Below are 25541 nucleotides of genomic sequence, written 5' to 3'. Positions count from 1 at the left end.
ACTCCGCATCGTTACGAGCCCGGGCGGCGCGCCGGGCCGCGCGGGAGAATGCACAGCGCGAGGAGGAGGGCAACGCACTCGCACGCCGCCCCGGCCCAGCCGATGGCCCCGGCCGAGACCCGCGACAGGGTGGCGCCGCCGAGCGCGGCGCCCACGGAAAAGCCCAGGAACATGGAGGAGGCGTTGAGGGAGAGCACCACCGGGGCCGCCTCAGCCCCCGCCAGCCGGATCAGCTTCGCCTGCTGCGCGGGGAAGAAGGACCAGACGGAGATGCCCCAGAGGACCACCACGGGGATCACCACCGGGGTTGCGGCCGAGGGGCTCAGCCAGGCGGCGCAGGCCGAGAGGGCCGCGAAGGCGGCGGCGAGCACGGCAAGGCTGGGCAGCACCACCGCGTCCGCGCCCAGGCTGTCGTTCCCCATCCCACCCAGCATCAGCCCCACCCCGGCCGAGACGCCCCAGAGAAGGACGAGGGCGGGAACCCAGGCGGCCGGCAGGTCGGTCGTCGCCCCGGCGATCGGCGCCAGGTAGGTATAGACGGTGTAGGCGCCCATCGCCCAGAACAGCGTCACCAGCAGGCTCGGCCCGATCGCCGGGCGCCGCAGCACCCCCAGCCGCTCCCCGATCCCCGCCGCGCGCGCCCCGGCGCCCAGCCCGCGCGGCAGGCCCACCAGTACGCCGGCCACCGCCAGCGCGGCGAGAACCCCGACCGCGACGAAGGTCATGCGCCAGCCGAGCCCGTACCCCACCACCGACCCGATGGGCACGCCGAGCGCGATGGCGACCGTGGTGCCGCCGTTGACGACCGCCAGGGCGCGCCCGCGCAGGGCCGGCGGCACGAGGGTTCCGGCAAGCGCGCTGGCATTGGGCGCGTAGAGGCCCGCCGCCACGGCCAGGAGGACCCGCGCGCCCAGCAGGCCGAGGTAGTGGGAGGAGAGCGCCGCCACCGCGTTGGCCGCGGCGAAGACGGCCATGGAGAGCGCCAGCAGCCGGCGCCGGTCCAGCCGGCCGGTGAGCATCGTCAGCACCGGGGAGGTCAGCGCGTAGGTCAGGGTGAAGGCCGTGACGAGAAGCCCGACGGCGCCAGGGCTCACAGCGAGGTCGGCGGCCATGTCCGGCAGCAGCGGCGCGATCATGAAGCTCTCGGTCCCGATGGCGAAGGTGCCGAGGGCCAGCCAAAGCACGGGCGCCATGCCGGAGCCGGGGGTGCGCGGCGCGGGCGGGGCAAGATCGCCCGCGAAGTGGCTTGGCGTGTTCGCGTCCGGCGGCATGGCGATGTCCTGGCTGCCCCCGCGTGCAATCGTGCGGCAGGGGACGGACAGGCTGCGCCTGGGGCGTTGGAAGGGCTTGCAGGACTGCCCCGCGGCGCGGCGGGACGATCCGCCAATCCGGCGCTCAGCCTTCCAGCACGCGCCCGGCTTCCCGCAGGTCGGGCGTATCGAAGCCCTCCTCGAAACGGCCATAGGCCTCGCGCAGCCCCTCCAGGCCGCGGGCCCGGACCGCGTCGTCCTCCCGCAGCCCCGCCATGCTCATCAGGATCCGCAGCTCATAGGCCAGTGCGCCGTTGCCGCGGGCGCAGGCCAGCGCCTCCTCCAGCCCCGCCGCGAAGCGCGCGGGGTCGCCGTGCCCATGCCAGCTATAGAGCGCGCGGAGGTGCAGCAGATGCGGCAGGTTCACCAGCTCCGCCGTTTCGTGGGAGCGGAGGATGGCGCCCTCCACCTCCGCCAGCGCCTCCCCGTGCCGCCCGGCCGCCGCATAGGCTTCGGAGAGGTGGATCATCAGCACCACCTCCAGCAGGCGGCTGTTGATGCCGCGCAGGGCGGAGAGGCTCTCCTCCAGCAGGGGAATTCCCTCCTCCGGCCGGCCCCGGCGCATGAGGACCGCGCCGCGATGCGCCTGCCCGACGAGGCGGGAAGGGGAGAGGCCGCCGCGCGCGGTGCACTCCTCCAGCCGCGCCAGCCGGCGCTCCGCCACCTCCAGCTCGCCGGTCCAGAGGGCGATCGGCAGGGTCCACATCAGCGCGACGGCGAGGGTGACGGGATCGCCGAGCGCCTCCGTCTCCTCCACGTTGCGGGCCGCCACCTCCCGTGCCTGATCCGCCATGCCCTGCATCCACAGGGCGCGGGCCAGGGCGTTGGCGGCGTTCACCCGCTGGTCCACGCCGATGCGCAGCACGTCTACCGGCCGCTTGCGGGGCAGCGTGGCCATAGCGCGCACCAGGTAGCGGCGCGTCTCCGGCAGGTTCCCCGCGAAGTAGTGGGACACGCCCATCATCCAGTCCGACCCGCCGTAATTCGGCAGGGTGATGCTCCGGGTCAGCGCCTCGGCGCGGCGCGCCGTGTCGAACATCGCGCGGAAATGCCCGCCGCGCAGGTGGTAGGTGAAAAGGCCGTCCAGGATGCGGGCCTGGTGGGCCACCGCGCCCAGCTCCTCCGCCAGCCCCAGCGCGCGCTCCAGCGCCAGCCGGACCTCCTCCAGATTGCCGCGGGTGAAGAGGAGGGGCATGGCGAAGCCCGTGCGCAGCTCCATCTCGCGCGCCGTGCCGCGCTCCTCATCCGGCAGGCGCTCCAGGGCGAGGCCGGTCCAGCGGACGCACTCGGCCAGGAGCGACAGGTCGATGAAGAGGAAGGCCGCCGCAACCGAGAGCGGCATGCCGATGGAGAGGTCGCCCTCCCCGGAGAAGGCCCAGGTCAGGGCGGCGCGGATGTTGTCCAGGTCCGGCCGGAAGGGCAGCAGCGTCTCGGCCGGGCGTTCCCGCACGAAGCGCTGCAGCACGTTCAGGAAGTGCAGGGCGTGGCGGCGCGCAAAGGCGCCGCGCTCCCCGTGCTCCGCCAGGCGCTCCAGCGCGTAGACGCGCGTGGTCTCCAGCAGCGCGTAGCGCACGGTACCGGAGGCGGTGTCGGCCGAGACGAGGGAGGCGAGGACGAGGCGGGCGAGGTGGTCGGTGAAGTCGTCCGGGGGGATGTCGTCGCCGCAAACCACGGCCTCCGCCGCATCCAGCGTGAAGGAGCCGGCGAAGAGGCTCAGGCGTCGCAGCACCACCTTCTCCTCCTCGGTGAGGAGGTCGTAGCTCCAGTCCAGCGCCAGGCGCAGCGTCTGCTGGCGCGGCAGGGCCGTGCGGCGGCCGCGGCTGAGCATCTGGAAGCGCTGGTCCAGCCCCGCCGCCAGCCCCTTCACGCCGAAGGAGTCGATCCGCCCCGCCGCCAATTCGATCGCGAGCGCCAGCCCGTCCAGGCGGCGGCAGATCTCGGCCACCACCGGGGCGTTCTCGTCCGTCATCGCGAAGCCGGCGGCGCCGGCGGCGGCGCGCTCCACGAAGAGCGCGGCGGCGGGATAGGCCGCGACCTCCTCCGCCGTCCGGTCCCCGCCCTCCGGCGGGCAAGGAAGGGGCGGCAGGCGATGCACGCGCTCTGCCGGGATGCAGAGGGGCTCCCGCGTCGTCGCCAGGATGCAGGCCCGCGGCGCGCGCTCGTGGATCGCCTCCGCGAGCGTCGCCACCCCGTCCAGCACGTGCTCGCAATTGTCGAGGATGAGGAGGACGGGCGCATCCTGCAGCGCGGCGAGGATGTTGCCGGCCTCGTCCTCGGACCGGATGGGCAGGTTCAGGGCGGTGGCGACCGCGCTCTGCACCATCCGCTCCTCGCGCAGCGGCGCGAGGTCCACGAAGGCGACGGCGCCGGGGAAGCGGTCGGCCAGCGCCCCGGCGACCGCCAGGGCGGTGGTGGTCTTGCCGATGCCGCCCGGCCCGACGACGGAGATGAGGCGGTCCCGGAGCAGCGCCTCCGCGAGTTCCGAAACCTGCTTCTCCCGGCCCAGCACGGCGGTGCGCTGCTGGGGCGGCGGGCGCAACCCGGAGGGCGGCGCGGCCGGGGCGGGGCGGGGCGCCTCCGCCGCCGGCAGGGCCGCGGCGCCCGGGCCGACCGGGGCCACGAAGCTGTAGCCGCGCCCGGGGATGTTGACGATGTATCGCTGGGCCTCGCTGTCGCCGAGCGCCTTGCGCAGCGCGTGGATGTGGACGCGGAGGTTCTCCTCCTCCACGTGCACGCTGCCCCAGGCGCGCTCCAGCAGTTCCTCCTTGCCGACGACCTCGCCCGCCCGCTCCACCAGCAGGAGAAGGAGGCCGAGGGCGCGGTTGCCGAGCGGTACCGCCTTGCCCTCCCGCGTCAGGCGGCGCGTGGCGGGGTCGAGGCGGAAGGGGCCGAAGCCGATCCTCTCCGGCGCTGCGGCGCGGGCCTCTTTCGTGCCGAGAGGTTGCCGCATCCCGCCCCCTATCCAGCGAAGCGGTGGGTGCCCGTCGCTTCAGCCACCAGGGGCTGTTCCGCCTCCGCCGCGCCGTCCGCGAAGCGCGGCAGCCGTGCCATGATTGCCGCGGCGACCAGCAGCAGCGCGACCACGCCCCAGATCACGGCCGCGTAGTTGCCGGTTCTATCGAAGCTCATCCCCGCCAGGAAAGGGCCGACGGCGCCGCCCAGGACGAAGAGGGCGTAGAGGACGCCGTAATTCGTCGCGTAGCGGGCCAAGCCGAAGTAGCGGGCCGTGAGGAAGGCCATGAAGTCCACTTCCGCACCCAGGGAGAGGCCGATGGCGAGGGCGGCCACGGGCGCCAGCCCGACGCCGCCCACCGCCAGCAGGAGGCAGCCCGCCGCCGCGCCGGCGAAGAACAGCGCCGCCACCAGCGGTGCGAAGAGGCGGTCGACGAGGTAACCCGCCGCGAGCCGGCCCACGAGCACGCCGACGCCGACCAGCGATGCGGTGCGCGCCGCCCCCATCGCGTCCAGCCCCGCGTCGCGCAGCAGCGGCACCAAATGGACGATCAGCGCCGAGACGGCGACCGCGACGGCGGCGAAGGCAAGCACCATGGCCCAGTAGGTGCCACTCCGCAGCGCCGTGGCTGCCGCAGCCTGTCTCTGCGCCCCCGTGGGGGGCAGGTGCCGGGGGAAAGCGAGGAGGACGAAGGGCCAGGGCAGCAGCGCCAGCACGGCGAGGGTGAGATAGCCCGCCCGCCACCCATAGGCACCGTTGACCGAGGAGAGGAGGACGGGCAGCACCATGGCGGCGACGCCAATGCCGGCCAGCGAGATGCCGAGCGCCATGCCCCGCGCGCGGTGGAATGCCGCGTTCACCGCCCGCGTGTAGTTCACGGGCGTCGCGCCCGCGCCCAGCAGCCCCATGAGGCCGAAGGCGAACTGGAAATGGAGAAGCGACCCCTGGAAGGCGCCGAGGAGCAGAAGGCTGACCGCGAAGAGGGGGATTGCGACGAGCGAGACGCGTCGCACCCCGAAGCGGTCCGCCAGCATTCCCAGCAGCGGCGCCACCACGGCGAGCACGAGGGTGGTGTAGAGGTAGGAGGTGGCGATCGCGCCCCGGCCCCATCCGAACTCCGCCTGCAGCGGGCCGATGAAGGTGCCGAGGGTGTAGAAGGGCAGCACGCTGATACCGGTGGCAGAGCCGAGCAGCGCGGCGAGCAGCACGGGCCAGCCGCGGCGGAACTCTGCCAGAGACGAGGGGCTGGCCTCTCCCGTCGCGGTGCCCATTCTCGGCGGCTCCTCGTTCCTGGCGGCGCTGGGCGGGGCCACCAAGGGGCTCCGCGCCCCACACCTTGCACACCTCGAACTGGGCGCGGGGTGGCGGCAGCCTCGCCCGGGGGAGCATGCCCCGTCTTGTCCGGATGTGCTCCAGCAGGGGGCGGCGGTGATCCTCGCCTCGTGCCCGGCAAAGGCGAAGCGGCCCCGCATCGGCTGGGGAGAGGGCCGGGGCGGGGCCGCCGCACGCCATCCCACCGTGGGGGCGGCATGGAGGCCGGGATGGCGGTGCGATCGTTCCCCGGGGCCTCGGCCCCGGGAAGCCGTCCTCGGCCTAGCGGTTGCGCGCCACGTAGGCGACGCCCTGCACCAGGCCGTTGCTGCAGGGCTGATCGGCGCTGACCACGGTCATGTCGTACCCGCCGATGCGGAGGACCGGTCGGCCGTTGCTGCTGCCCACCACCTGCACCGTCGCCTCATCCAGCGTGTAGAACTCCTGCCCCGGCTTCATCTCGGCGACGGGATGCCGGCCCTCGAGGACCAGCTGGTCCATCACCGGGCCCAAGCCGCGCACGTCATTGACCTCGGGCCCGACGGGCAGGAAGAGGTTCCGCACGGCCGGCGGCACCTTCTCCACCTCGGTGTTGTCCAGCGCGAAGATCGTGATCGGCTCGTTCTGGACGAAGCGTGCCGTGCCGCCCACGCGCTCGATCGCGTCGAAGAAGGAGCGGTAATTCGGATTCGCTGCGAGCGCGTCCACGCAGCTGTGCATGCGCGGGGATGCCGCCTCCACCGACATGGCGGAGGAGAGGAGGCCGCCCGCGACGGTGGCGAGGGCGAGAGTGCGGAGAACGTTCATTCTGGAATCCCTTTCCTGCTGTTGCGCTTGTCCGGCAGGTTGGAGAGGGGCGCGGACGAGGGGTGTTGTAGGGCGCTCGGTGAACTGGCTCTTGAAGCGACGGGCCCTAGTTGTCCGGCTGCGCCGCGCCGTTGCCGGGGAGGATGCGACGGAGCGCGAGAGCGGTCCGGGAAAACGGGGCTGTCATGACGAGATCCGCCCCCCGCGCGAGAGCGAAGGGCGGAGCTGCCCGAAGATCCGCGCCTGTCCTGACGGGAGCTCAGGCGGCCTTGGCGTAGGTGAAGCCAGCTCGCTGCACCTCCGCCAGGTAGGCGACGACGCTCGGCACGAGGACCGTGCCGGGGATGAGGTTGTTCGTCAGCTCGGCCGCGACCTCATCGGCCGCCCCGGCCTCCGCTCCCCGCGCGGCGCGGATGCCCCGTGCGATGGCGTGGATGGAATCATGGCACGCCACGAACACGGCGCCGCGCCGCTGCAAGGAGACGATGTTGTTGTTTCCCGGGCCGTAGAAGCCGTCCGGCAACTGGATGTCGTCCTCGGGCGAGACCCCTTGCCGCTCCACGATCATCTCGTTGCGGGAGAGGACGCCGCGCGTGTTCGCGGCCAGCCCGTACTTGTCCCACATCGCCTGGCTGAACAGCGCCAGATGCGCGGTGCCGTGCACGGCGGCCACCGCCAGGAAATCCGGATGGCCGTGCGCAAAGACCTGGCCGTTGAGGGCCTCGCGCATGAGGTTCGGCCAGGCGGCGGCGATGTCGGTGCACTCCCACACCTGCTTCGGCCCGCCCGGGTAGTCGAGCAGGATGGCGGACGCCTCGTGATCCCAGAGGTCCGGCCGATCCACCACCAGGGGAACGGCCGCGAAGCCGCGCCGGCGGGGTGCGGCGGCGAGCCGCCGCGAGAGCGCGGCGAGCGCCGGGCCGCCTGGCCCGGCCGCGGCGCCGGACGGCCCCGCAACCAGGGCCGCCGCACCGCCGAACCCAAGTAGGGCTAAGCGCCGTGACAGGTTCATCGCTGCCCCCGCTCAATAGGAGTAGACGTTGGCGGCGCGGTCGACGACGGCCTCCATCGCCTTGCCCATCGCGGCAACGGTGGCGGCATCGTTGATCCCGTAGCGGCCGGCCAGCGCCTCCAGATCCGGGTAGCCGATCCAGGTGCGCCCCATCGGGTCCTCCCACACCAGCACGCGCAGCGGCAGGTCCAGGCCGACGGTCTGGTCGTCCTGCATGAGGCGGGTGCCAACCCGGGGATTGCCGAAGGTGATGACGGTCGTCGGCCGCAGCGTCTCGCCCACGCCGCGCGCATTCGCTGCGTGATCGACCGTGGCGAAAACCGGGACGTTGCCGGCGGCGAGTCCGGCCTGGATCCGCGCGACCGTCTCCGCCGCGCCGAATTTGCTCTCCTGCGCCACGAGGCCGCGGTTGGAGAACACCGGGCCGAGGTCGTCCTTGTAGGCGGCCGCGATCTGGCGCGCGAGCACTGTCAGGTCCACGCCCTCCTTGTTCGTCAGCAGGGTCACGCAGACCAGCTCGGCCGATTCCGTGAAGCGGCTGAGGTAGGAGCTGAAGCCCGGGGAATTTCCCTTCACCTCCATGAAGCCGGGGTGGTGCGTGAACTCCCAGCCGGCCATGGCGGGCACCACCGTGCCGTTGGCCAGCCGTGTGGGCTTGTAGATCACGTCGCGATTCGCCGCCTCTCGGATCAGGGTGGAGCCGGCAAGGCCGATGTCCCACTTGCTGATGTCCTCGGCCGAGGACCAGAGGTCGCCGAAGCCGAACAGGTTGGCGGAGCTCTCCGGCGTCACGGCGGCCATGCGCCCGTTCACGAGCTGGTAGCCGGTGGCCGGCTCCACCGGGTTGATGAAGCGGGCGTCCGACTTGAAGCGGGAGTGCTGGTTGTCGTGCGCCGGCGTCGGCACCGGCCGGTCCACCGCCGCCCGCTCCGCGAAATCGGCGGCGTACATCGTCGCCGTCAGCCCCTCCACCTCGATCTGGTTCTTGCGGACGAACTCGTGGTAGCTCATGCCGCTGGCACGCTCGACGGCCATGGCGAGAAGCGTGGAGTTCGTCGCGCTCAGCCGCGCCTCCGTGCCGTGCTCGAACAGCATCGGCTTCGCGGCGACGAGGCCGATGAGGTCGCGCGGCGCGTAGCGGCGGCCGGCATCCATCGCCTCGCGGTAGTCGGGGATGCCGGAGGCGTGCTGCAGCAGCTCCATCACGGTCACCGCGCGCCAGGCGGCCGGCAGCCCGTCCACGAACTTCCCGATCGGGTCCTCGAGCCGGAGCGCGCCGCGCTCCTTCAGCTGCATCACGGCGACGGCGGTGAAGGCCTGGGTGATCGGCCCCACGTTCCACAGCGTGCGGGTGGAGGCGAGCTCATCGTGGTCGAGGCTCGTCCTGCCGTAGCCTGCGGAGCGCGGGATGTAGGGGGCCTGGACGATTGCCATTGTCAGACCGGGGAGTTGATACTTGGCGATGAAGTCGGCGATTAATTGATCGATGTAGACGCCACGGTCCTGGAGCCGCGCGTCGCCACGCACGATCGGGATGCCGGAGGCCTGCGGCGCCTGCGCGAAAGCCGATCCGATCGGCGAGAGAGCGGTGGTGGCGAGGGCCAGCGTGAGCACGGCTCGGGCGATCTTCATGGCGGTTTCTCTCTTCGGGGGGAACGAGACGCCTTCGGGTGGGCGCCGCGTGTCCTTAAGCTGGCGATCCTCCGCGGCCATCGCTTGAACCGCAGTCCGTCAACGCTCGCGCGCGCAGGTTGGGTCACGTTCCGACAAGTCGGCCCGCGACGGGGCGGATTTCTGTCCGCCGTGGAACCCCTGCCGCGAGCGCGGCGGGGCAGGAGGATCGCGGAATGCCGTTCATCAACATCCGGTGCGCCGGGACAGCCCTGACGGGCACGCAGACCGCGCGGTTGCAGGAGGAGGCCAGGCGAATCCTGGCGGAGACCATGCGCAAGCGCGCGGACTGGATCGTCGTCCTTGTCGAGGAGACCTCGCGGCGGGGCTGGAGCATCGTGGGGCAGCCGGGCGGCATCGCGGCCCATGTGCGGACCACGATCAACGCCGGTGGCAGCACGGCGGAGGAAAAGGCGCGCTACGTCGCCGCGACCTACGCGATGCTGGGCGAGGTGCTGGGAGGCGGCCTCGGCGAGATGGCCTATGTCGAGGTCCTGGAGCTGGAGGGCGGCGCCTGGGGCTTCGGCGGCCTGACGAACGCCGACCGCGCGGCGATGCAGCGCGTGTCGCACTGAGCCCACCGCCGCGACCCATGGCGCCAAGCCGGGGATGCGCGCCGCGCCCATGCTTCCCGGCACGCAACCTCGGGAGAACCGGCATGAACCCACTGGCGCAGCGCGTGATTGACGCGCATGGCGGGCTGGAGCGCTGGAAGACGTTCAGCACCGTATCGGCCGACCTCGTCCAGGGCGGCGCCCTCTGGGCGATCAAGGGCCACCCGCACACGCTGGAGCGCACGCGCGTCACCGCAGGCCTGCGGGAGGAGTGGGCGGGCCACGCGCCCTTCGGCGGGGACGGGCGCCGGAGCCGGTTCGAGCCGGGCCGGGTCGCGCTGGAGGCGGCGGACGGCACCGTGCTGGAGGAGCTGCGGGAGCCTCGGCGCAGCTTTGCCGGGCACGACCTGATGACGCCCTGGACGGAGCTGCAACTGGCCTACTTCGCGGGATGCGCGATGTGGACCTACCTCAACACCCCGTTCCTCCTAGCCTGGCCGGGGGTAGAGAGCGAGGAGGTGGACCCCTGGGAGGAGGACGGCGCGACCTGGCGGCGGCTGCGCTTGCGCTTCCCGCCCGGCATCGCGACGCACAGCACGGTCCAGACCCTTTACGTCGACGGCGAGGGTCTTCTGCGCCGGCACGACTACGACGTCGAGATCGCCGGGGGAACGCCGGGCGCCCACTACATCAGCGCCTACACGCAGGTGTCGGGCATCGCCTTCCCGACGAGGCGCCGCATCTTCCCGCGCGGAGAGGACGGGCGGGCGGTGCCGGAGCCGCTGGTCGTCTCCATCGACCTGTCGGGGATCGAACTGCGCTGAGGCCGGGACGGGGCGGGCGGCACGACCTCGGACAACGGTCCAAGAGGTGCCGCCCGCCGCGGGAGCAGGGTGGACACCCCAACCCCGCACCGGAGGCCCGCCATGCAGCCGCGCAACCCCGCCTATGCCGATCCGCCGAACCCCGCCCTGCCGGCCGTCGGCATGGAACTGGACCTCAGCCGCACCGCGCTGCTGGTCACGGACCCGCAGATCGACTTCCTGAGCCCTCAGGGCGCCGCCTGGGGCGTCTTCGGCGAGAGCATCACCGAGCACCGCACGGTGGAGAACCTCGGCCGGCTCTTCGAGGCCGCCAAGCGCGCCGGCATACCCGTGGTGATCTCACCCCACTACTACTACCCCTTCGACCATCGCTGGAGCTTCGCCGCCACGGGCGAGACGCTGATGCACAAGCTGCGGATGTTCGACCGCCGCGATCCCCTCTCGCTGGAGGGCTTCGACGGCTCGGGCGCGGACTGGATGCCGGAGTTCAGGTCCCTCATCCAGGACGGCCAGACGATCGTCTGCTCCCCCCACAAGATCGCCGGGCCGCAGACGAACGACGTGGTTTTCCAATTGCGGAAGAAGCGGATCGACCAGGTGATCCTCGCCGGCATGGCCGCGAACTACTGCGTGGAGTCGCACCTGCGCGACCTCGTGGAGAAGGGCTTCGAGGTTGCGGTGGTGCGCGACGCCACCGCTGCCAGCAAGATCCCGGAAGGCGATGGCTACCTCGCCGCCCTGACCAACTTCCGCTGGCTCGCCAGCGCGGTCTGGTACACGGATGAGGCGGTGGACCGGCTGGCCCAGGGCCGCGCCAGGGCCGCCGCGTGAGGCCCGCCATGCGATCCCTTCCCCTCGTCCCCGCCTCCTTCTTCGGCATCGTCCTCGGCCTCGTCGGGCTCGGGGGCGGCTGGCGCCTGGCGCACCGGGTCTGGGGCCTACCCGCGGCCCTTGGGGAGGTGCTGATGGCCCTCGGTATCCTCGTCTGGGCCGTCCTCGTCCTGCTCTATGGCGCGAAATGGATGCTCGCCCGCGATGCCGCGCTGGCCGAGATCGCCCACCCCGTGCAGTGCTGCTTCGCCGGCCTCTCGGGGGTCGCGACCATGCTCGTCGCCGCCGCCCTGCTCCCTCTCTCCCACGCGGCCGCCATCCTCCTTTACGCGGTCGGCGCCGCCGTCACCCTCATCTTCGCCCTCTGGCGCTCCGGCCAGCTCTGGCATGGGGAGCGGGAGGCGGGCGCGACCACGGCGATCCTCTACCTGCCGGCGGTGGCGGGTTCCTTCGTCACCGGTACGGGCGCGGCGGCGCTGGGCTACCCGGACTGGGGGCAGCTCGCCTTCGGGGCCGGGCTCTTCTCCTGGCTGGCGATTGAATCCGTGCTGCTCCACCGGCTGTATCACGGCCCGGCCATGCCGGCGCCGCTGCGGCCGACGCTCGGCATCCAGCTCGCGCCGCCGGTGGTGGGGGCGGTGTGCTACCTCTCTGTAACCTCTGGGCCGCCGGACGTGCTGGCGCACGCGCTGCTCGGCTACGGGCTGCTCCAGGCGCTGCTGCTGCTGCGGCTGCTGCCCTGGATCCGGGAACAGCCCTTCACTCCCGCCTACTGGGCCTTCAGCTTCGGCGCCACGGCCCTGGCCAACGCCGCGCTGATCATGGTCGGGCGGGGCGATGGCGGCGCGGTCGCCACTCTGGCGCCGCTGATCTTCCTCGGCTCCAACATCGCCATCGGGCTGCTGGCGGTCGCCACGCTGGCCCTGTTGTTCCGGGGCGGGCTGAAGCTGGAGCGGAGGCCGCTGGCGGTGCCCGTCCCGGCGGATGGCGGCACGCCCCCGGCCCGGCCGTAACAGCCGATCCGTCCAAGACCGGCACGCCCGGGCAAGGCATGACGCCCTGGGCCGCAGGACGGCACCGCGCAGGAGAAGCGATATGAACGAGAAGGACACGATGTCCGCCGGGATCACCCGGCGCGACGCGATCCTGGCCGGGGCCGCCGCGGTCGCGGCGGGCACCATTCCCGGCGCGGCGCTGGCGCAGACGGCCCGGCACCCGGCCACCCCCACCACCCACAGCGAAGGACGCAGGACGATGAGCTTCGTCACCACGCAGGACGGCACCCAGATCTTCTACAAGGACTGGGGATCGGGCACGCCGGTTGTGTTCCACCACGGTTGGCCGCTGAGTGCGGACGACTGGGACGCGCAGATGCTGTTCTTCCTGTCCCAGGGCTATCGCGTGATCGCGCATGACCGGCGCGGCCACGGGCGGTCCAGCCAGTCGCCCAAGGGGCATGAGATGGACACCTACGCCGCCGACGTCGCGGCGCTGGCGGCGCATCTCGACCTCAAGGGCGCCATCCATGTCGGCCACTCCACCGGCGGGGGCGAGGTGGCGCGCTACGTGGCGCGGCACGGCGGCAACGGGCGCGTGGCCAAGGCCGTGCTGATCGGCGCCGTGCCGCCGGTCATGGTCAAGAGCGCCTCCAACCCCGGCGGCCTGCCGATCGAGGTGTTCGACGGCTTTCGCAAGGCCCTGGTCGCCAACCGCGCCCAGTTCTTCCGCGACGTTCCCGCAGGCCCCTTCTACGGCTTCAACCGCCAGGGCACCGAGACCATCCCCGGCGTCGTGGACAACTGGTGGCGCCAGGGCATGATGGGCAGCGCCCAGGCCCATTACGAGTGCATCAAGGCCTTCTCCGAGACCGACTTCACGGAGGACCTGAAGCGGATCGAGGTGCCGGTGCTGCTGCTGCACGGCGAGGACGACCAGATCGTGCCGATCGACGACTCCGCCCGGATCGGGATCAAGCTGCTGCGGCACGGCACGCTGAAGACCTACCCCGGCTACCCCCACGGCATGGCCACCACCCATGCCGACGTGATCAACGCCGACCTGCTCGCCTTCATCAAGGGCTGAGCGCACGGCAAGGGCGGCGTCCCCAGGGGGAAGCCGCCCTTGCCGGCGTCTGCCCCGAGGGGGCGGCCTGGCCTCTCGGGGCCGCCGCCCCCTCAGGGCTTCGGCACGAGGCCCATCTGCTGCAACAGCGTCAGGTTGTCCTCGATGTGCCAGTTGTCGGTGACGCGGTCATCCGTCACGCGGATCAGGTCGGTCGCGATGAAGTCGATCGGCTGGCCCTGGCCCGCGGCGTCGCCCATGCGGCCGGTGAAGTGGCCGGTGAAGTGCATGTGCACCGTCACGTAGTCGCCGGCGATGATCATCTTCTCGATCGAGACGCGCAGGTCCGGCACGGCCCCGCGGAAGTTGCGGGAGGCGAAGGCCGGGCCCTCCGGCCCCTGCGGCCGGCCGGGCGGCAGGGTGTGGTCGGTGAAGGCGGGGGAGAGCGCCTCCCGCAGCAGCGCCGCATCGCCCGTGTTCCAGAAGTCGTAGAAGGCGCGCGCCGCCTTCTCCACGCCCGCGCGCTGCGCGGGGGAGGGCGCGGCGGCGACGACCACCTCCTTCACCGGCACGCCCTGCGCGGCGGCGGGCAGCGCGGCCGGGAGGAGAAGCCCGGCCAGGACCGGGGCGGATCTCAGCGTCGATGCCATGACATGGACCTCTTGCGGGCGGGGCTCACTGCCCCTGCTGGCGGATGAAGCTCTCCGGTGTGCCGTCCGCCGGGTTGATGAAGATGATGTCCTTCGGGTCGCGCCGCGGCGTGTCCACCGAGAAGAAGACGACCGGCCCCTCCAGGATGTCCGGCAGGGCGTGCACCGTGCCGCGCCGGAAGAAGAGGAGCTGGCCCGGCCCGAACTCCTCCTGCGTGTCCGCGCTCTCCATCCAGAAGGTGCCGCGTCCCGAGAGGACGTAGAGGTACTCGTCGCAGGTCGCGTGGTAGTGCGGCGGCGTGCCGCGATAGACGCGGAAGACGCGCGCGCTCGCCGCCTCCTCCCTCGTCAGGTAGCGGTCCAGGAGGAGCGTGTCCGCCGTCTCGGGAAAGCTCCTTGCGATGGCGGCGAGGTCGAAGCGGCCATGGGATGGCGTGGTATCGTTGGGCACGGGTGCTCTCCTGTCCGGGATAGGTGTTCAGCGCGTGTAGTAGCCCGCCGTGCCGTCCAGCCAGTCCTGGCGCTGCGGGGTGAAGATGTCGATGTCGATTGTATCCTCGGTGAAGAGGAACTCGTGCGGCACGTTGGGCGGAATGATGAGCAGCGCGCCCGCCGTCATCACGAAGCGCCGGCCTTGGGAGAAGACTTCGGCGCGCCCTTGCGTGATCCAGGTGATCTGCTCGTTCGCGTGGTGGTGCAGCGGCACCACCGCGCCCTTGCTCATCGTCCACTTGCAGAAGGTGGCGCCGGCGCCGCTGAGGTATTGCCGGCCGATCAGGGGCGACATCCTCTCCATCGGCTGCTCGTCCAGCCCGAACAGCATCGGTACGGCGCCGACATGCACGCTGACAGCGGGCAGCAGTCCGCGGCCCGGCGCGGCCGAGACGTTTTCGCCGCCTAGCTGCGGCGCGAGGATCGCCGGCGCCCCGGCCGGCGAGGGCTGCGCTCCCGCCGTGCCGGTTTCCGCCGCGAGGACGATACCGGCACTGCCGGCGGCCAAGCTCCGCATCACGCGCCTCCTCGAAGGGTTCCCGCCCCGCAGGACCTCGTCCGGGCCGCTCACCGCAGCGCCACCGGCCCGGCCTCGATTCGGACGCGGAAGAGGAGGTAGGGCTTCGTCCGCAGGTCCCGCCCCTCGTGGAACACCGCCTGGCGCTGAAGCTGGTTGGCGGTGAAGTAGAGGTGGCCGTCCCGCGCGACGGAGAGCGTGTCCGGCCAGAGGATGCGCGGGTCGTGCGCGATCGTGCGCCACTGGCCGTCCGTGCCGCGTTGGCGGATGCTGTTGTGCTCGTAGTCGCCGGCATAGACACGGCCCTTATCGTCCGCCTCCAGCCCGTCCGAGGCGCCCTTCTCGCCGAGGTCCCGCACCGCCGCCGCCACGGCCTCCGGCGCCGCGTGCCGGTCGCGCAGCATCGCCGTGGGCACGGAGAAGAGGTGGCGGCTGGAGAGCGGGCAGAAGTACAGCGTCTCCCCATCCGCTGAGAGCGCGATCCCGTCGGAGGCCACGCGGAAGGGCGCGGGCGGCCTGCCCGCTTCACGCGCGGCCATCGTCTCGCCCTCCACCACCGGCACGAAGGCCGGGTCCGGGGAGGTGGAGGGATGGCCCGTCAGGTGCCGCCACGCCTCGCCGCTGTCGAGGTCGACAACGATGATCCCCCCAGGGCCGGAGGTGGACGAGTCCGTGATGTAGGCGACCCCGGCACGCCCCTGACGCAGGTCGAAGCGCACGTCGTTCACGTAGGTGGTGGGCAGCACCACGTCTTCCGGCAGCACGATGGTGCGCACGACCCTGTCCGTCGCCAGGTCCACCGCGACGAGCTTCGCGCCACCAGCTACGGGCCGCGCGAAGCCGGGCGCGGCGGTGTCGAGGATCCAGAGCCGGTCGGCGGCGTCCACCACCACGCTCTGCACGCTCAGCAGCGTCTCGCCCGGGCGCCGCTCGTCGGTGCGGTTGATGGCGGCATCCGGGAAGGCCACCACGCGGCCGTCGCGGATCTCGCCCACGGTGAAGGGCACCTCGTCGCCCCATTTCGGGAAGTTCACGAAAATGCGGCCGCGCGCGGAGACGGTGACGCCGGTCGGCATCGGGCCGTTGCGGAAGGCGAAGACCGGCTCGATGGCGCCAGTGTTGCGCTCCGCCGGGAAGGCTTCGGGGCGCGGTGCCTGGGCCAGGACCACGGGGGTGGCCAGGGCCAGGGCCAAGCCAGCCAGGCCCAGCCGCGTGGACATCGTCATCAGCATGACCTCTCTCGATTGCCTGTTGGCCCGGGGTGGCCGGGCGCCCCGCCCGCTTTCCCGCCGCGAAGGTGGGCGTAGGAACGCAAGAAGGAGAACGCGTGGTTCCGATACCAAGCATATGAAGCTCTGCCGGTTCCGGCGGCTCAGCCCGGTTGGTCCAGCGGCAGCCGGAAGAGCTGGACCGGCCAGCGGGTGCGCGCCTGTCCGCCGTTGAACAGGGCTACGCGGTCCATCTGGGGCACGGGCAGCCAGATATTGCGGTCCGCGCCGATGAAGGGCGCGTCCACCCAGTGTAGCCGCGGGTCGCGCAGCACCGTGGTGATCCGGCCGTCGCGGTCGAGCCGCTTCAGCGCGTCCTCCGCAAGGTCGGTGAAGTAGAGGTCGCCGTTGCCGTCCATCGCCGTGCCCCCCACTGGCGGCAGGTCGGCCCAGGGCTCCACCCGGGCGCCCAACTCGGCGGGTGGTATGGAGGGGTCGTCCAGCAGGCGCGTCTCGATGCGTGACCACGGGCCGGTCAGTGGCCCGTAGAGAAGCCAGCTCCCATCCGGCGTCAGCTCCAACGGATCGACGTGCACGCGCAGGACGCCTCCATCCGGTGCGCGCACGGGCTGGCCATCCAGTACGGCCGCGCGGCCCTCCGGCGCGATGGTGGAGGGGTGCCCTTCCAGCACGCGCCGCGCGTTGCCGTCGCGAAGGTCGAGCACGATCAGCCCGGGGCGGCCCGCATCGGTGAGGTAGGCGGTCTCGCCGCGGATGCGCACGTCGTCCACGTAGCTGCCAGGCCGCGCGATCTGCGGTCCGAGTGGGACGACGCGGCTGACCCGGTCGGTCGTCAGGTCGATGCGCACGAGCTTGGCGCCGCCTGGCAGCGGGTCGCCGCCGAAGTCGGGGGAGCCCGTGTCCACGACCCAGAGGCCGCCGCGCCCGTCCATGTGGACGGCGTTGACGTTCACGAAGGCCTCGGCCGATTCCCGCTCCCGCGTCCAGCCGTTCCATGCGGCGTCGGGGTAGGGGCGAATGGTCCCGTCCGCCTCCAGCAGACCCAGCGCAGGGCCCTGCGAGCCCGTCCAGCGCGGACCAGCGACGAAGACGCGCCCGCGATCCACCGCGACCGCGTTCCAGATCATGCCGCGGCTCTCGGCCACGGGCACCAGCATATCCGGCCGCGCCAGGGCGGCGTCGCACGCCAGGGCTGCGGCAGGAATGGCAAGGACATCGCGACGGGGCATCGCGCGCTCCAGGATGCTGCTCATGTCCCGGAACGTAGGGAGCAGGGGCCGCCCGCTCTTGCACCGATGCGCCGCGCGAGATGGCTGCCGTTATGACGTGATCCACATCCCGTCTTGCGTGGACCGATGTTTCCGACAGAGCGCTGAAGTTGGAAAGCAGTGTCAGCAGGCTGCCAGCCGAGCACCTGCAACTCGCGCGACGCCGCTTCATCCCGGCATCATAAAGACCCTCCGGTCAGACAACGGCGGCGAAGTGAGGCGAGCCCCCCCTGTCCAGCCCGATAGCGAGAGAGGTCATGGCGCGCCGGAGGTCGTCCCGGTTCGCAGCGGCGCCCAGCGAAACCCGGACAGAGTCCGGCGCGGGGGCAACGAGCGAGAAGGCATCGCTCGGAACGACCCCAAGCCCACCCTGGCGACGAAGGTGGGACGTGAAGTCCAGCCGATTCCACCGGGGCGGCAGCCGGAGCCAGAGGTGCAGCCCCTCGGGGTGGGCGCTGAACGATGCGCGGGGCAGCAGTTCCCGGGCCAGCCGCTGCCTCGCCGCACTCTCCTTCCGGATCGCTGAGAGGACCGTGCCCGCCGTCCCATCCCGCATCCATTCGGCGAACAATCCCGTCAGCAGGGGAGAGGCCATCAGCACGCTGGCGCGCAGCATCGCACCAAGTCTCTCCACCCCAGCTCCGCCAGGCGCGACCAGGTAGGCCATCCGCAGGGCAGGGGAGAGGACCTTCGACAGGGTCGAGATGTAATAGGTGATCTCGGGCGCGAAGGATGCGATGGCAGGGAGCGGGCGCGATGGGAGAAGCCCATAGGCGTCGTCCTCAACGATGTGGAGCCCCAGCCGCTGCGCGGTCGCTGCCAAGGCCTGGCGCCGCTCCCGTGGCATGGTCACCGTCGTTGGGTTCTGGATGGTGGGGATACAATACAGCGCCTTCGGACGATTCTCCCCGTAAGCGGCCTCCACGGCCTCGGGCAGCATCCCCTCGTCATCCGCCGCCACCCCGGCCAGCCGGAGGCCGAGTTGCTCTGCGACCGCCCGCAACCCGGGATAGGTGAGTTCATCGGCCAGCACCGTGTCGCCCGGCTCCGCGAGAGCGCTCAGCGCGGCAAATAGCGCTGGCTGTGCGCCGGGGCAGACGAGCAGGCGTCCCGGATCGACCTCGCCGAGCACGGGCCGGAGCCACAGGGCACCCGCGGCCCGTTCATCCGCCGTCCCTGCGCCGGTGCGGTACGAGAGCACACGCCGGGGCTCCTGCCCGCCCAGGAGGCGCGAAAGGCCCTGTTGCAGCAGATCCTGGAGCCTCGGCTCCTCCGGGAGCGGTGGCAGGTTCATGCCGAGGTCGACGAATTCGTCCGAGGTGGCCTGCAGGGACGGTGACGGCGCCATGGAACGGATGAAGGTGCCCCGACCCACCCGCGCGTCGAGCAGGCCCCGCCGCCGTGCCTCGGCGTAGGCGCGCGTGACGGTGGTGAGATCGACGCCGAGAGCCTTGGCGAGCGCGCGATGGGTCGGGAGCCGCTCCCCCGGCCGCAGCTCTACCCTGGCCACCGCTGCGCCGATCGCATCGGCGATCGCGAGGTAGATCGGCCCCTGTTCCCCTTCGATCCGCGGCACCCAGGCGCGCTCCGCGTGCGACACATCCATCTTGCCAACAAGTCCTACAATCAGCATATGATGGGAGCTGACCCGCGCATTGTATGTATGTTATCTTCTATTGTATGGCAAGCGGGTATGGAAGCGACAGAGGGAACCACAATGTCTGAGCCTTCCAAGATCTCCACCGGCCTCCGGCGCGGCTTTTCCCTGCGCTGCCCGCAATGCGGTGAAGGGCGCCTGTTCAGCAGCTTCCTGAAGGTCAGCGAGAGCTGCGAGGTCTGCGGGGGTGACAACACGCTCTATCCCTCGGACGACGCTCCTCCCTACCTGACGCTGTTCCTCGTCGGGCACCTCATCGTGCCCTTTGTCTTCTGGATGGATAAGGCCTGGGAACCGGCTCTCTGGGTCATGTTCGCCATCTGGCTGCCGCTGATCGGCGGCCTGACCTTAGCGACGCTGCCCTACATGAAGGGCGCAACCGTCGGCTTTGCCTGGGCGACGGGCGTCACCCGCGAGACTGCACGGCAGTAACCCCTACCTCCACCCTCTCTCACCCATCCGGAGCGCCAGCATGTCCCGCCGAACCTTCTTCGCAGCCCTGACGCTCCTGCCGATGCTGGCAGGTGCCGTGGCCGGCGCGGCCGAGCTGCCGCGCCAGCCCGTGCTGAACCTCGAGGCGGCCCGCGCCGTCCTCTCGGCGGCCGGGGCCGAGGCGCGCCGGCAGGGCTGGGCCGGCGCCATCGCGGTGACGGATGCGGGTGGCGCCCTGCTCGCGATGGAGCGCCTGGACGGCGCTGGCCCGGCCGCGGCCGAGATCGCCGTCGGCAAGGCCCGGACCGCCGCCATGTTCCGCCGTCCGACCGCCGCCTTCGAGGACGCCATCAACGGCGGGCGCCCCGCGGCGATCACCTCGCGCTTCGTGATGATGGCGGGCGGCCTTCCACTCTTGGCCGACGGGCAGGTTGTGGGCGCCGTCGGCGTCTCCGCCGACACGCCGCAGCACGACGTCGCCATTGCCGAAGCGGGCCGGGGCGCGCTGCCGCGGTGATCATCGGGCATCGCAACTCAGGTGACGTAAATGCGCACAATGCGCGCCGCTCTGGCCTTCGGCTGCATCGCGGCCCTGGTGATCGGCGGCCTCTACTTCGGGGCTGGGCAGCGATCGGTTGAACGGCCTCGGCTGTCGGAAGGTCCGATCAACCTCCTCCTGGCGGATGCCGACGTCAGGGCCGGTGCCCGGCTATTCCGCCAGTGCGCCGCCTGCCACACCATCGGCCGAGGCGCCCCCGATCTCAACGGCCCCAACCTGTATGGGGTGCTCGGCGCTCCCATCGCGGGCAATCGGCCGAACTTCGCTTACACGCAGGCACTGCGGTCCGCGGGTGGCGAGTGGGATGCCGAACGGATGGATGCCTGGCTGAGGAACCCGCAAGGTCTGGTGCCGGGCAACCGAATGACATTCACGGGCATGCCCAACGCGCGGGAAAGGGCGGACCTCATAGCCTACCTCGGTCGTCAGGGCTCCTAGCCTTCCCGTCCCGGGACGTCCCTTGGCGGCAGCAACACGGATGCTGGATAGCGGACATACGCTGGCCGGAAAGGTTGCGGCGTTACTTAGGAACGCGCCAGCCATTGAGCGGCGCGGCGAAGTAGTTCGGGACCCAGGACTGTTGATGCCTCATCAGGTGAGGCGGCTCGCCATCATCTTGGCCAGGGCTGCCTCCACCTCCAGGGCGCCGTCCTCCGTCATCCCCGTCGCGATCGGGGAACGCTATCTGAGCCACGGGTCCGGGCGCAGCACCCAGGCTCTCGATAACGCCAAGTCGTGAAGGCGGTCATGGCGGCCGAGATCACCTGCTCCACGCGCGCCAGCACCACGGGGTGGTTCGCCAGCCCCAAAGTGCCGCAGCACCCGCCTGGGCAGCCGCCGGCGCCAGATCCAACGGCCGTCCCGCAGGGCGAGGTGGGTCGTGCGACGCCGCGGTCGCTGTCGGGCGGGGTGGGCCGTTGTGTGACGGTCTTGTGTGACATCGATGTGTGACACGGGCCGCCGAGCCGCCTCCAAGGGCTGGATCGCCGACGTAGGACACTGAAGTAGAAAGGAAACCCGCTTCGCTGGTTGGGGCGCCAGGATTCGAACCTGGGAATGGCGGTACCAAAAACCGCTGCCTTACCGCTTGGCTACGCCCCACCGGAGCCGGCCGGAACATGTCCTCCCGCGCGGCCCGCGTAAAGCCCTCTCCACCCTATCGGTGGCGCGCCGCGCCGCCCCAGCGCCACCAGCCCTCCGGCAAGAGGGCGGCCGCCCGCCCGGCAGCGGCCGGATCGGCGAAGACCGCGAAGCAGGTTGCACCGGACCCGCTCATGCGCGCCAGCAGCGCCCCGGGCAGGGCGCGCAGCGCCTCCAGCACCCCGGCCACGGGCGGGCACAGGGCGATGGCCGGCGCCTCCAGGTCGTTCCCCAGGGCCGAGAGGGAGGCCGCCAGCCCCGCCGCGTCCGCCCAGCCGGCCGGCAGCGCCGCCGGCGGGGAGAAGCCGCCCCCGCGCGCCCGGAAAACCGCCGGCGTGGCCACGGCCAGGCGCGGGTTGGCCAGCACCATCCCGAAGGCGGGCAGGGCGGGCGCGGGCGCCAGCACCTCCCCGATTCCCTGCATCAGGGCGGGGCGGCTGGCCAGGCAGACCGGCACGTCGGCCCCCAGCCGCAGGGCCAGTTCCCGCATCCGCGCTTCGCCCAGCCCCAGCCCCCAGAAGCGGTCCAGCAGCCGCATCGCCGCCGCCGCGTCGGCCGAGCCGCCGCCGATGCCGGAGGCGACGGGCAGTCGCTTCTCCAGCCGCAGCGCCACGCCCGGGAGGGGCCGTCCCGCCGCCTCCGCCAGCAGGCGCGCGGCCCGCAGCACGAGGTTGTCCGGCTCCGCCGCCAGCCCGCCCGCCTCCGGCCCCTCGATGGAAAGGGTCAGCCCTTCCCCGGGCGCGGCCGCCACCCGGTCCGCGGCGCCAGCGAAGACCACCAGGCTGTCCAGCAGGTGGTAGCCATCCGCCCGGCGCCCGGTGACGTGCAGGTGCAGGTTGACCTTGGCGGGCGCGTCCTCGGCCAGGGTGTCGGCCCCGGCCTCCGCCAGCATCGGTGCCACGGGGATCAGCGCAGTGCGGTGGCGGCGGGCAGGCCGTCGCGCATCTTCGCCTCCAGGCGCCCGGTCTCGCCCGGCTCCGGGTCCAGCCCCAGGGCCCGGCGCCACTGGAACCGCGCCTCGGCGTGCCGCCCGGCGGCCCAGTAGGCGTCGCCCAGATGGTCGTTGATGACGGAGTTGCGGGATTCCAGTTCCGCCGCCTTCTCCAGCCAGGTGATGGCGCCCTTCAGGTCGCCCAGGCGGAACAGCGCCCAGCCCAGGCTGTCCGCGATGTTCCCGTCCTGCGGGCGGGCCGCCACGGCCCGCTCCAGCATTCCCTTGGCCTCCTGCAGCCGCGTGCCGCGCTCCACCCAGCCATAGGCGAGGTGGTTCAGCAGCACGGGCTGCTCGGGCGAGAGGGACAGCGCCTGGCGCAGGTCCGCTTCCGCCCCGGGCCAGTCCCCGGCCTGCTCCCGCGCCATGGCGCGGGAGAGGAACAGCGGCCAGTCCGCCGCGCCGGGCTGCCCCAGCCGCCCGATGGCCGTGCCGTAGGCCGCCACGGCCTCCGCGCCCCGCCCCTCGCGGCGCATCATGTCCGCCACGGCCACCTGCGGCTGGGGCGCCTCCGGATAGGTCCCGGCCAGGCGCCGCAGCAGGGCCACGGCCTCCTCCCCCCGGCCGAGGCGGCCGAGGAGCGCGGCCCGGCGCAGCGCGGCGAAGGGCGCCATCTGGTCGTTCGCGGAGATGCCCTCCAGCACCGCCAGCGCGCCCGCCACGTGGCGCTCATCCGCCATGCTCTCGGCCGCCAGGATCTGCGCGGGGGCGAAGCCCGGCCGCAGCCGCAGCGCCAGCCGCGCGAGGATAAGGGAGAGCTCCGGCGCCCCCTGGCCGCGCAGCGCCGCCCCCAGCGCCACCTGTGCCTCCGCCATGCCCTCGACCGGGGAGGCGACGGCCCGGCCGGACAGCGCCGCCTGCCGCGCCGCGGGCCCCGCGGCCAGGGCGATGTCGTCGGCCCCCATCGCCATCGCATCGAACAGCCGGGCGCCGTCCACTTCCCGCCCCGCCCGGGCCAGGATACCGGCGGCAATGGTGGTCAGCCGCAAGTTCGGCTCTTCCGTCTCCGCCACGGCGATGCGGATCATGCGCTCCGCATCCCGCGGGCGGCTGGCGATGTCGGCGATCATCGCGCCGTGCAGCGCCGCTACGCCGCGCAGCGGGCCGCTCTCCAGGAAAGGCCGCAGCGTGGCCAGGGCATGGTCCGGGCTGCCGCGCCCCGCCTGGGCCCAGGCGAGCAGCAGCGGCTGCAGGATCTGCGCGCTGCCCTGGCGCGGCAGGGCACGGATGCGCGCCTCCGCCCGCTCCCACCGCCCGGCCTGGGCGTCGGTGCCGGCCAGAAGCAGCGCGGCCAACTGGCTCTCCGGAAGGCGCCGGGCCAGGCGCACCGCCTCGGGCCGCCCATCCATCACGGCGGCATTGAAGGCGCGGGTCAGGATCTCCGGCTCGTCCGGCTCGGCTCCCAGGGCGGCCAGCAGCGCGTCCGCCGCCACGCCGGCATCGCTCTCATTCGCAGCCAGCCGGCCGGCGAGGTAGGCGCCGAACACGCCCTGCGGCTCCGGTGCGGGCGCCGCTGCCGGAAGGGCAGGGCGCCGCGCGGCCCCGGGGGAGGCGGAGCCGGCCTGGGCCAGGACGGGTCCGGCCTCCTCCGCCGCCGGCGGGGAGCCCGGGCCATCCCCGGCCGCACACCCGGCCAGCAGGGCCGCGGCGAGCAGCGCGGCCCGGCCGCCCGGCCCGAACCCGCGCCGGAATTCATGCTGGCACCCCCTGGGCCGCCCTCCCGGGGAGGCAAGAAGGAAGGACCGAAGGGATACCTCAGAGGCCATCATGCGGCGCAGCGTAGGATCACCTGCCCGTGAGACGCCAGCCTTGCCTTGTTCGCGGCCACGCGGGGGAATGCTGTGTTGCATTTCGGCGATGCCGCCAGCCCGGCTTTGCAGTGCCCACCACGATTCTCCCGCATCCGTTCTTATGTTGTTCTTGACGATCCTGGGGCATTGCCCCCAAATCACCTGGAACACAAAGAGAACTCATCGGAGGCCACCATGCCGGACGGCAGCCTGGGCAGCCCTCTTCTGAACCGTGGCAGCACCCTGCCGGGCCTCCGGCGCGGCCGCGGCGCCGTGTCCAACCCGGCCAATCGCTTCGAGCGGACCCGTGCGGACGCCTTCGACGACGGCTGGGGCACCCTGGCCGAGGCGATGGCCGACCTGCCGCCGCTCGCCACCACCCTCACGCGCGACGCCTCGCGCTCCGCCCTTTCCTGGAACGACAGCCCGGACCTCGGCTTCGACCGCTCCATCAATCCCTACCGGGGCTGCGAGCACGGCTGCATCTACTGCTACGCCCGGCCCACCCACGCCTGGATTGGCCTTTCCCCCGGCCTGGATTTCGAATCCCGCCTCCAGTTCAAGCCCGAGGTGGCGAGCCTGCTGGAGAAGGAGCTGCGCAAGCCCGGCTACACCCCCCGCCCCATCGCGCTCGGCGCCAACACCGATCCCTACCAGCCGGTGGAGCGCACCCTCGGCCTGACGCGGCAGGTGCTGGAGGTGCTGGACCGCTACAACCACCCCGTCACCATCGTCACCAAGTCCGCCGGCGTGCTGCGCGACATGGACATCCTGTCCCGCATGGCGCAGCGCAACCTCGTCCAGGTCTGCCTCTCCGTCACCACGCTGGACCACCGCCTGGCCCGCACCATGGAACCCCGCGCCGCCACACCGCTGCGCCGTCTGGCCGCGATGCTGGAGCTGCACCGCGCCGGCATCCCCGTGGGCGTTCTCGCCGCCCCCATGATCCCCGGCGTGAACGACGCGGAACTGGAGAAGATCCTGGAGGCCGCCCACGCCCATGGCGCCCGCGCCGCCGGCTACGTTCTCCTCCGCCTGCCCCTCGAGATCCGCCAGATGTTCGAGGACTGGCTGAACGCCCACATGCCGGACCGCGCCGCCCGCGTACTCGCCCTGGTGCGCGAGACCCGCGCCGGGAAGAACTACGATTCCCGCTTCGGCATCCGCCAGACCGGCACCGGCCCCTACGCCGACATGCTCGCCCGCCGCTTCGCCGTGGCGATGAAGCGCCTGGGCCTGGACGGAGCGCGGGAGAACGGCTCGCTCGATTGCAGCGCCTTCGCGGTGCCGGGCGTGGAGCCGCGGCAGTTGGAACTGCTGTAGGGCGAGCGGCCCCAGGGGGCTCTGCCCCCTGGACCCCCGCCAGGAGGCTGAGCCTCCTGGACCTGCATCGGGCTGCCGCGGGGACTGACTTGAAGGGTGGCGCCTGACGCTCGGGCCCATTCCTGCCCTTGCAGTCGCCTCGGCTCCACGAGCCGAGGC

The 25541-nt window shown here is 72.2% G+C and carries 23 protein-coding genes and 1 tRNA gene; 9 read left to right on the top strand and 15 right to left on the bottom strand.

Annotation, left to right across the window (positions count from 1 at the left end):
* Positions 1-11: 11 nt before the first annotated feature.
* The 6 genes from NRP21_RS26160 to NRP21_RS26135 all read right to left on the bottom strand — a co-directional run bounded on the left by NRP21_RS26160 (position 12) and on the right by NRP21_RS26135 (position 9025).
* A complete protein-coding gene (locus NRP21_RS26160; protein ID WP_257719186.1) occupies positions 12-1271 on the bottom strand; it encodes an MFS transporter in 1260 nt (419 codons plus the stop codon).
* Between the two features lie 124 nt (positions 1272-1395).
* Positions 1396-4260 carry an ATP-binding protein gene (locus NRP21_RS26155; RefSeq protein ID WP_257719185.1) on the bottom strand — a complete coding sequence of 955 codons (2865 nt, stop codon included), beginning with the start codon at positions 4258-4260 and terminating at the stop codon, positions 1396-1398.
* Positions 4261-4268: 8 nt separating this feature from the next.
* Positions 4269-5534, bottom strand: coding sequence for an MFS transporter (locus tag NRP21_RS26150; RefSeq protein ID WP_257719184.1), 1266 nt, complete (start codon positions 5532-5534; stop codon positions 4269-4271).
* Between the two features lie 322 nt (positions 5535-5856).
* Positions 5857-6381: a fasciclin domain-containing protein gene (locus NRP21_RS26145; RefSeq protein ID WP_257719183.1), complete on the bottom strand. Its 525-nt coding sequence runs from the start codon at positions 6379-6381 to the stop codon at positions 5857-5859.
* Between the two features lie 259 nt (positions 6382-6640).
* Positions 6641-7393, bottom strand: a complete 753-nt coding sequence (gene tetH / locus NRP21_RS26140; RefSeq protein WP_257719182.1) for a thiosulfate dehydrogenase — start codon at positions 7391-7393, stop codon at positions 6641-6643.
* Between the two features lie 12 nt (positions 7394-7405).
* Positions 7406-9025 carry a serine hydrolase gene (locus NRP21_RS26135; RefSeq protein ID WP_257719181.1) on the bottom strand — a complete coding sequence of 540 codons (1620 nt, stop codon included), beginning with the start codon at positions 9023-9025 and terminating at the stop codon, positions 7406-7408.
* A gap of 215 nt (positions 9026-9240) precedes the next feature.
* On the opposite strand from NRP21_RS26135, the gene NRP21_RS26130 reads away from it, so the two are divergent.
* The 5 genes from NRP21_RS26130 to NRP21_RS26110 all read left to right on the top strand — a co-directional run bounded on the left by NRP21_RS26130 (position 9241) and on the right by NRP21_RS26110 (position 13355).
* On the top strand, positions 9241-9639 hold the full coding sequence (locus NRP21_RS26130; protein ID WP_257719180.1) for a tautomerase family protein: 399 nt from the start codon (positions 9241-9243) through the stop codon (positions 9637-9639).
* A gap of 83 nt (positions 9640-9722) precedes the next feature.
* A complete protein-coding gene (locus NRP21_RS26125; protein ID WP_257719179.1) occupies positions 9723-10442 on the top strand; it encodes a hypothetical protein in 720 nt (239 codons plus the stop codon).
* 102 nt (positions 10443-10544) lie between these two features.
* Positions 10545-11273: a cysteine hydrolase gene (locus NRP21_RS26120; protein WP_257719178.1), complete on the top strand. Its 729-nt coding sequence runs from the start codon at positions 10545-10547 to the stop codon at positions 11271-11273.
* 8 nt (positions 11274-11281) lie between these two features.
* The gene (gene tehA, locus NRP21_RS26115; RefSeq protein ID WP_257719177.1) at positions 11282-12286 is read left to right on the top strand and encodes a dicarboxylate transporter/tellurite-resistance protein TehA; all 1005 of its coding nucleotides are present in this window, start codon (positions 11282-11284) and stop codon (positions 12284-12286) included.
* 241 nt (positions 12287-12527) lie between these two features.
* On the top strand, positions 12528-13355 hold the full coding sequence (locus NRP21_RS26110; protein WP_257719209.1) for an alpha/beta fold hydrolase: 828 nt from the start codon (positions 12528-12530) through the stop codon (positions 13353-13355).
* A 92-nt stretch (positions 13356-13447) separates the two neighbouring features.
* Here the strand turns inward: NRP21_RS26110 and NRP21_RS26105 are convergent, their stop codons facing one another.
* The 6 genes from NRP21_RS26105 to NRP21_RS26080 form a co-directional block, all read right to left on the bottom strand.
* Positions 13448-13984, bottom strand: a complete 537-nt coding sequence (locus NRP21_RS26105; protein ID WP_257719176.1) for an ester cyclase — start codon at positions 13982-13984, stop codon at positions 13448-13450.
* A 25-nt stretch (positions 13985-14009) separates the two neighbouring features.
* Positions 14010-14435, bottom strand: a complete 426-nt coding sequence (locus NRP21_RS26100; protein ID WP_257719175.1) for a cupin domain-containing protein — start codon at positions 14433-14435, stop codon at positions 14010-14012.
* Between the two features lie 27 nt (positions 14436-14462).
* Positions 14463-14993 (bottom strand): cupin domain-containing protein, encoded by a 531-nt coding sequence (locus NRP21_RS26095; RefSeq protein ID WP_257719174.1) that lies wholly within the window; start codon positions 14991-14993, stop codon positions 14463-14465.
* 50 nt (positions 14994-15043) lie between these two features.
* Entirely contained in the window at positions 15044-16219 is a 1176-nt protein-coding gene (locus tag NRP21_RS26090) for a major royal jelly family protein (RefSeq protein WP_257719173.1), read from the bottom strand.
* Positions 16220-16365: 146 nt separating this feature from the next.
* Positions 16366-17451, bottom strand: a complete 1086-nt coding sequence (locus tag NRP21_RS26085; RefSeq protein ID WP_257719172.1) for a major royal jelly family protein — start codon at positions 17449-17451, stop codon at positions 16366-16368.
* A 235-nt stretch (positions 17452-17686) separates the two neighbouring features.
* A complete protein-coding gene (locus tag NRP21_RS26080; RefSeq protein ID WP_257719171.1) occupies positions 17687-19096 on the bottom strand; it encodes an aminotransferase-like domain-containing protein in 1410 nt (469 codons plus the stop codon).
* A 111-nt stretch (positions 19097-19207) separates the two neighbouring features.
* Here NRP21_RS26080 and NRP21_RS26075 point away from each other — a divergent pair, with 111 nt between their 5' ends.
* The 3 genes from NRP21_RS26075 to NRP21_RS26065 are packed head-to-tail and all read left to right on the top strand — an operon-like array spanning position 19208 to position 20576.
* Positions 19208-19579 carry a DUF983 domain-containing protein gene (locus NRP21_RS26075; protein ID WP_257719170.1) on the top strand — a complete coding sequence of 124 codons (372 nt, stop codon included), beginning with the start codon at positions 19208-19210 and terminating at the stop codon, positions 19577-19579.
* Positions 19580-19619: 40 nt separating this feature from the next.
* Positions 19620-20096: a GlcG/HbpS family heme-binding protein gene (locus NRP21_RS26070; RefSeq protein WP_257719169.1), complete on the top strand. Its 477-nt coding sequence runs from the start codon at positions 19620-19622 to the stop codon at positions 20094-20096.
* A 39-nt stretch (positions 20097-20135) separates the two neighbouring features.
* A complete protein-coding gene (locus NRP21_RS26065; protein ID WP_257719168.1) occupies positions 20136-20576 on the top strand; it encodes a c-type cytochrome in 441 nt (146 codons plus the stop codon).
* Positions 20577-21164: 588 nt separating this feature from the next.
* On the opposite strand, the gene NRP21_RS26060 is transcribed toward NRP21_RS26065, so the two are convergent.
* From NRP21_RS26060 to NRP21_RS26050, 3 genes are all read right to left on the bottom strand, one after another.
* Positions 21165-21239 (bottom strand) — tRNA-Gln (locus NRP21_RS26060).
* Between the two features lie 55 nt (positions 21240-21294).
* Entirely contained in the window at positions 21295-22170 is an 876-nt protein-coding gene (locus NRP21_RS26055) for a 4-(cytidine 5'-diphospho)-2-C-methyl-D-erythritol kinase (protein ID WP_257719208.1), read from the bottom strand.
* Between the two features lie 14 nt (positions 22171-22184).
* Positions 22185-23756: a tetratricopeptide repeat protein gene (locus tag NRP21_RS26050; RefSeq protein WP_257719167.1), complete on the bottom strand. Its 1572-nt coding sequence runs from the start codon at positions 23754-23756 to the stop codon at positions 22185-22187.
* Positions 23757-24254: 498 nt separating this feature from the next.
* On the opposite strand from NRP21_RS26050, the gene NRP21_RS26045 reads away from it, so the two are divergent.
* Complete coding sequence (locus NRP21_RS26045) at positions 24255-25382, top strand: PA0069 family radical SAM protein (RefSeq protein ID WP_257719166.1); 1128 nt, start codon at positions 24255-24257, stop codon at positions 25380-25382.
* The last annotated feature ends 159 nt before the right edge of the window (positions 25383-25541 follow it).

It is taken from the genome of Roseomonas populi, from assembly GCF_024594815.1.
GTDB lineage: Bacteria > Pseudomonadota > Alphaproteobacteria > Acetobacterales > Acetobacteraceae > Roseomonas > Roseomonas populi.
The sequence above is the reverse complement of the archived record's forward strand: the minus strand, read 5'-3'. Positions and strand labels throughout refer to the sequence as shown.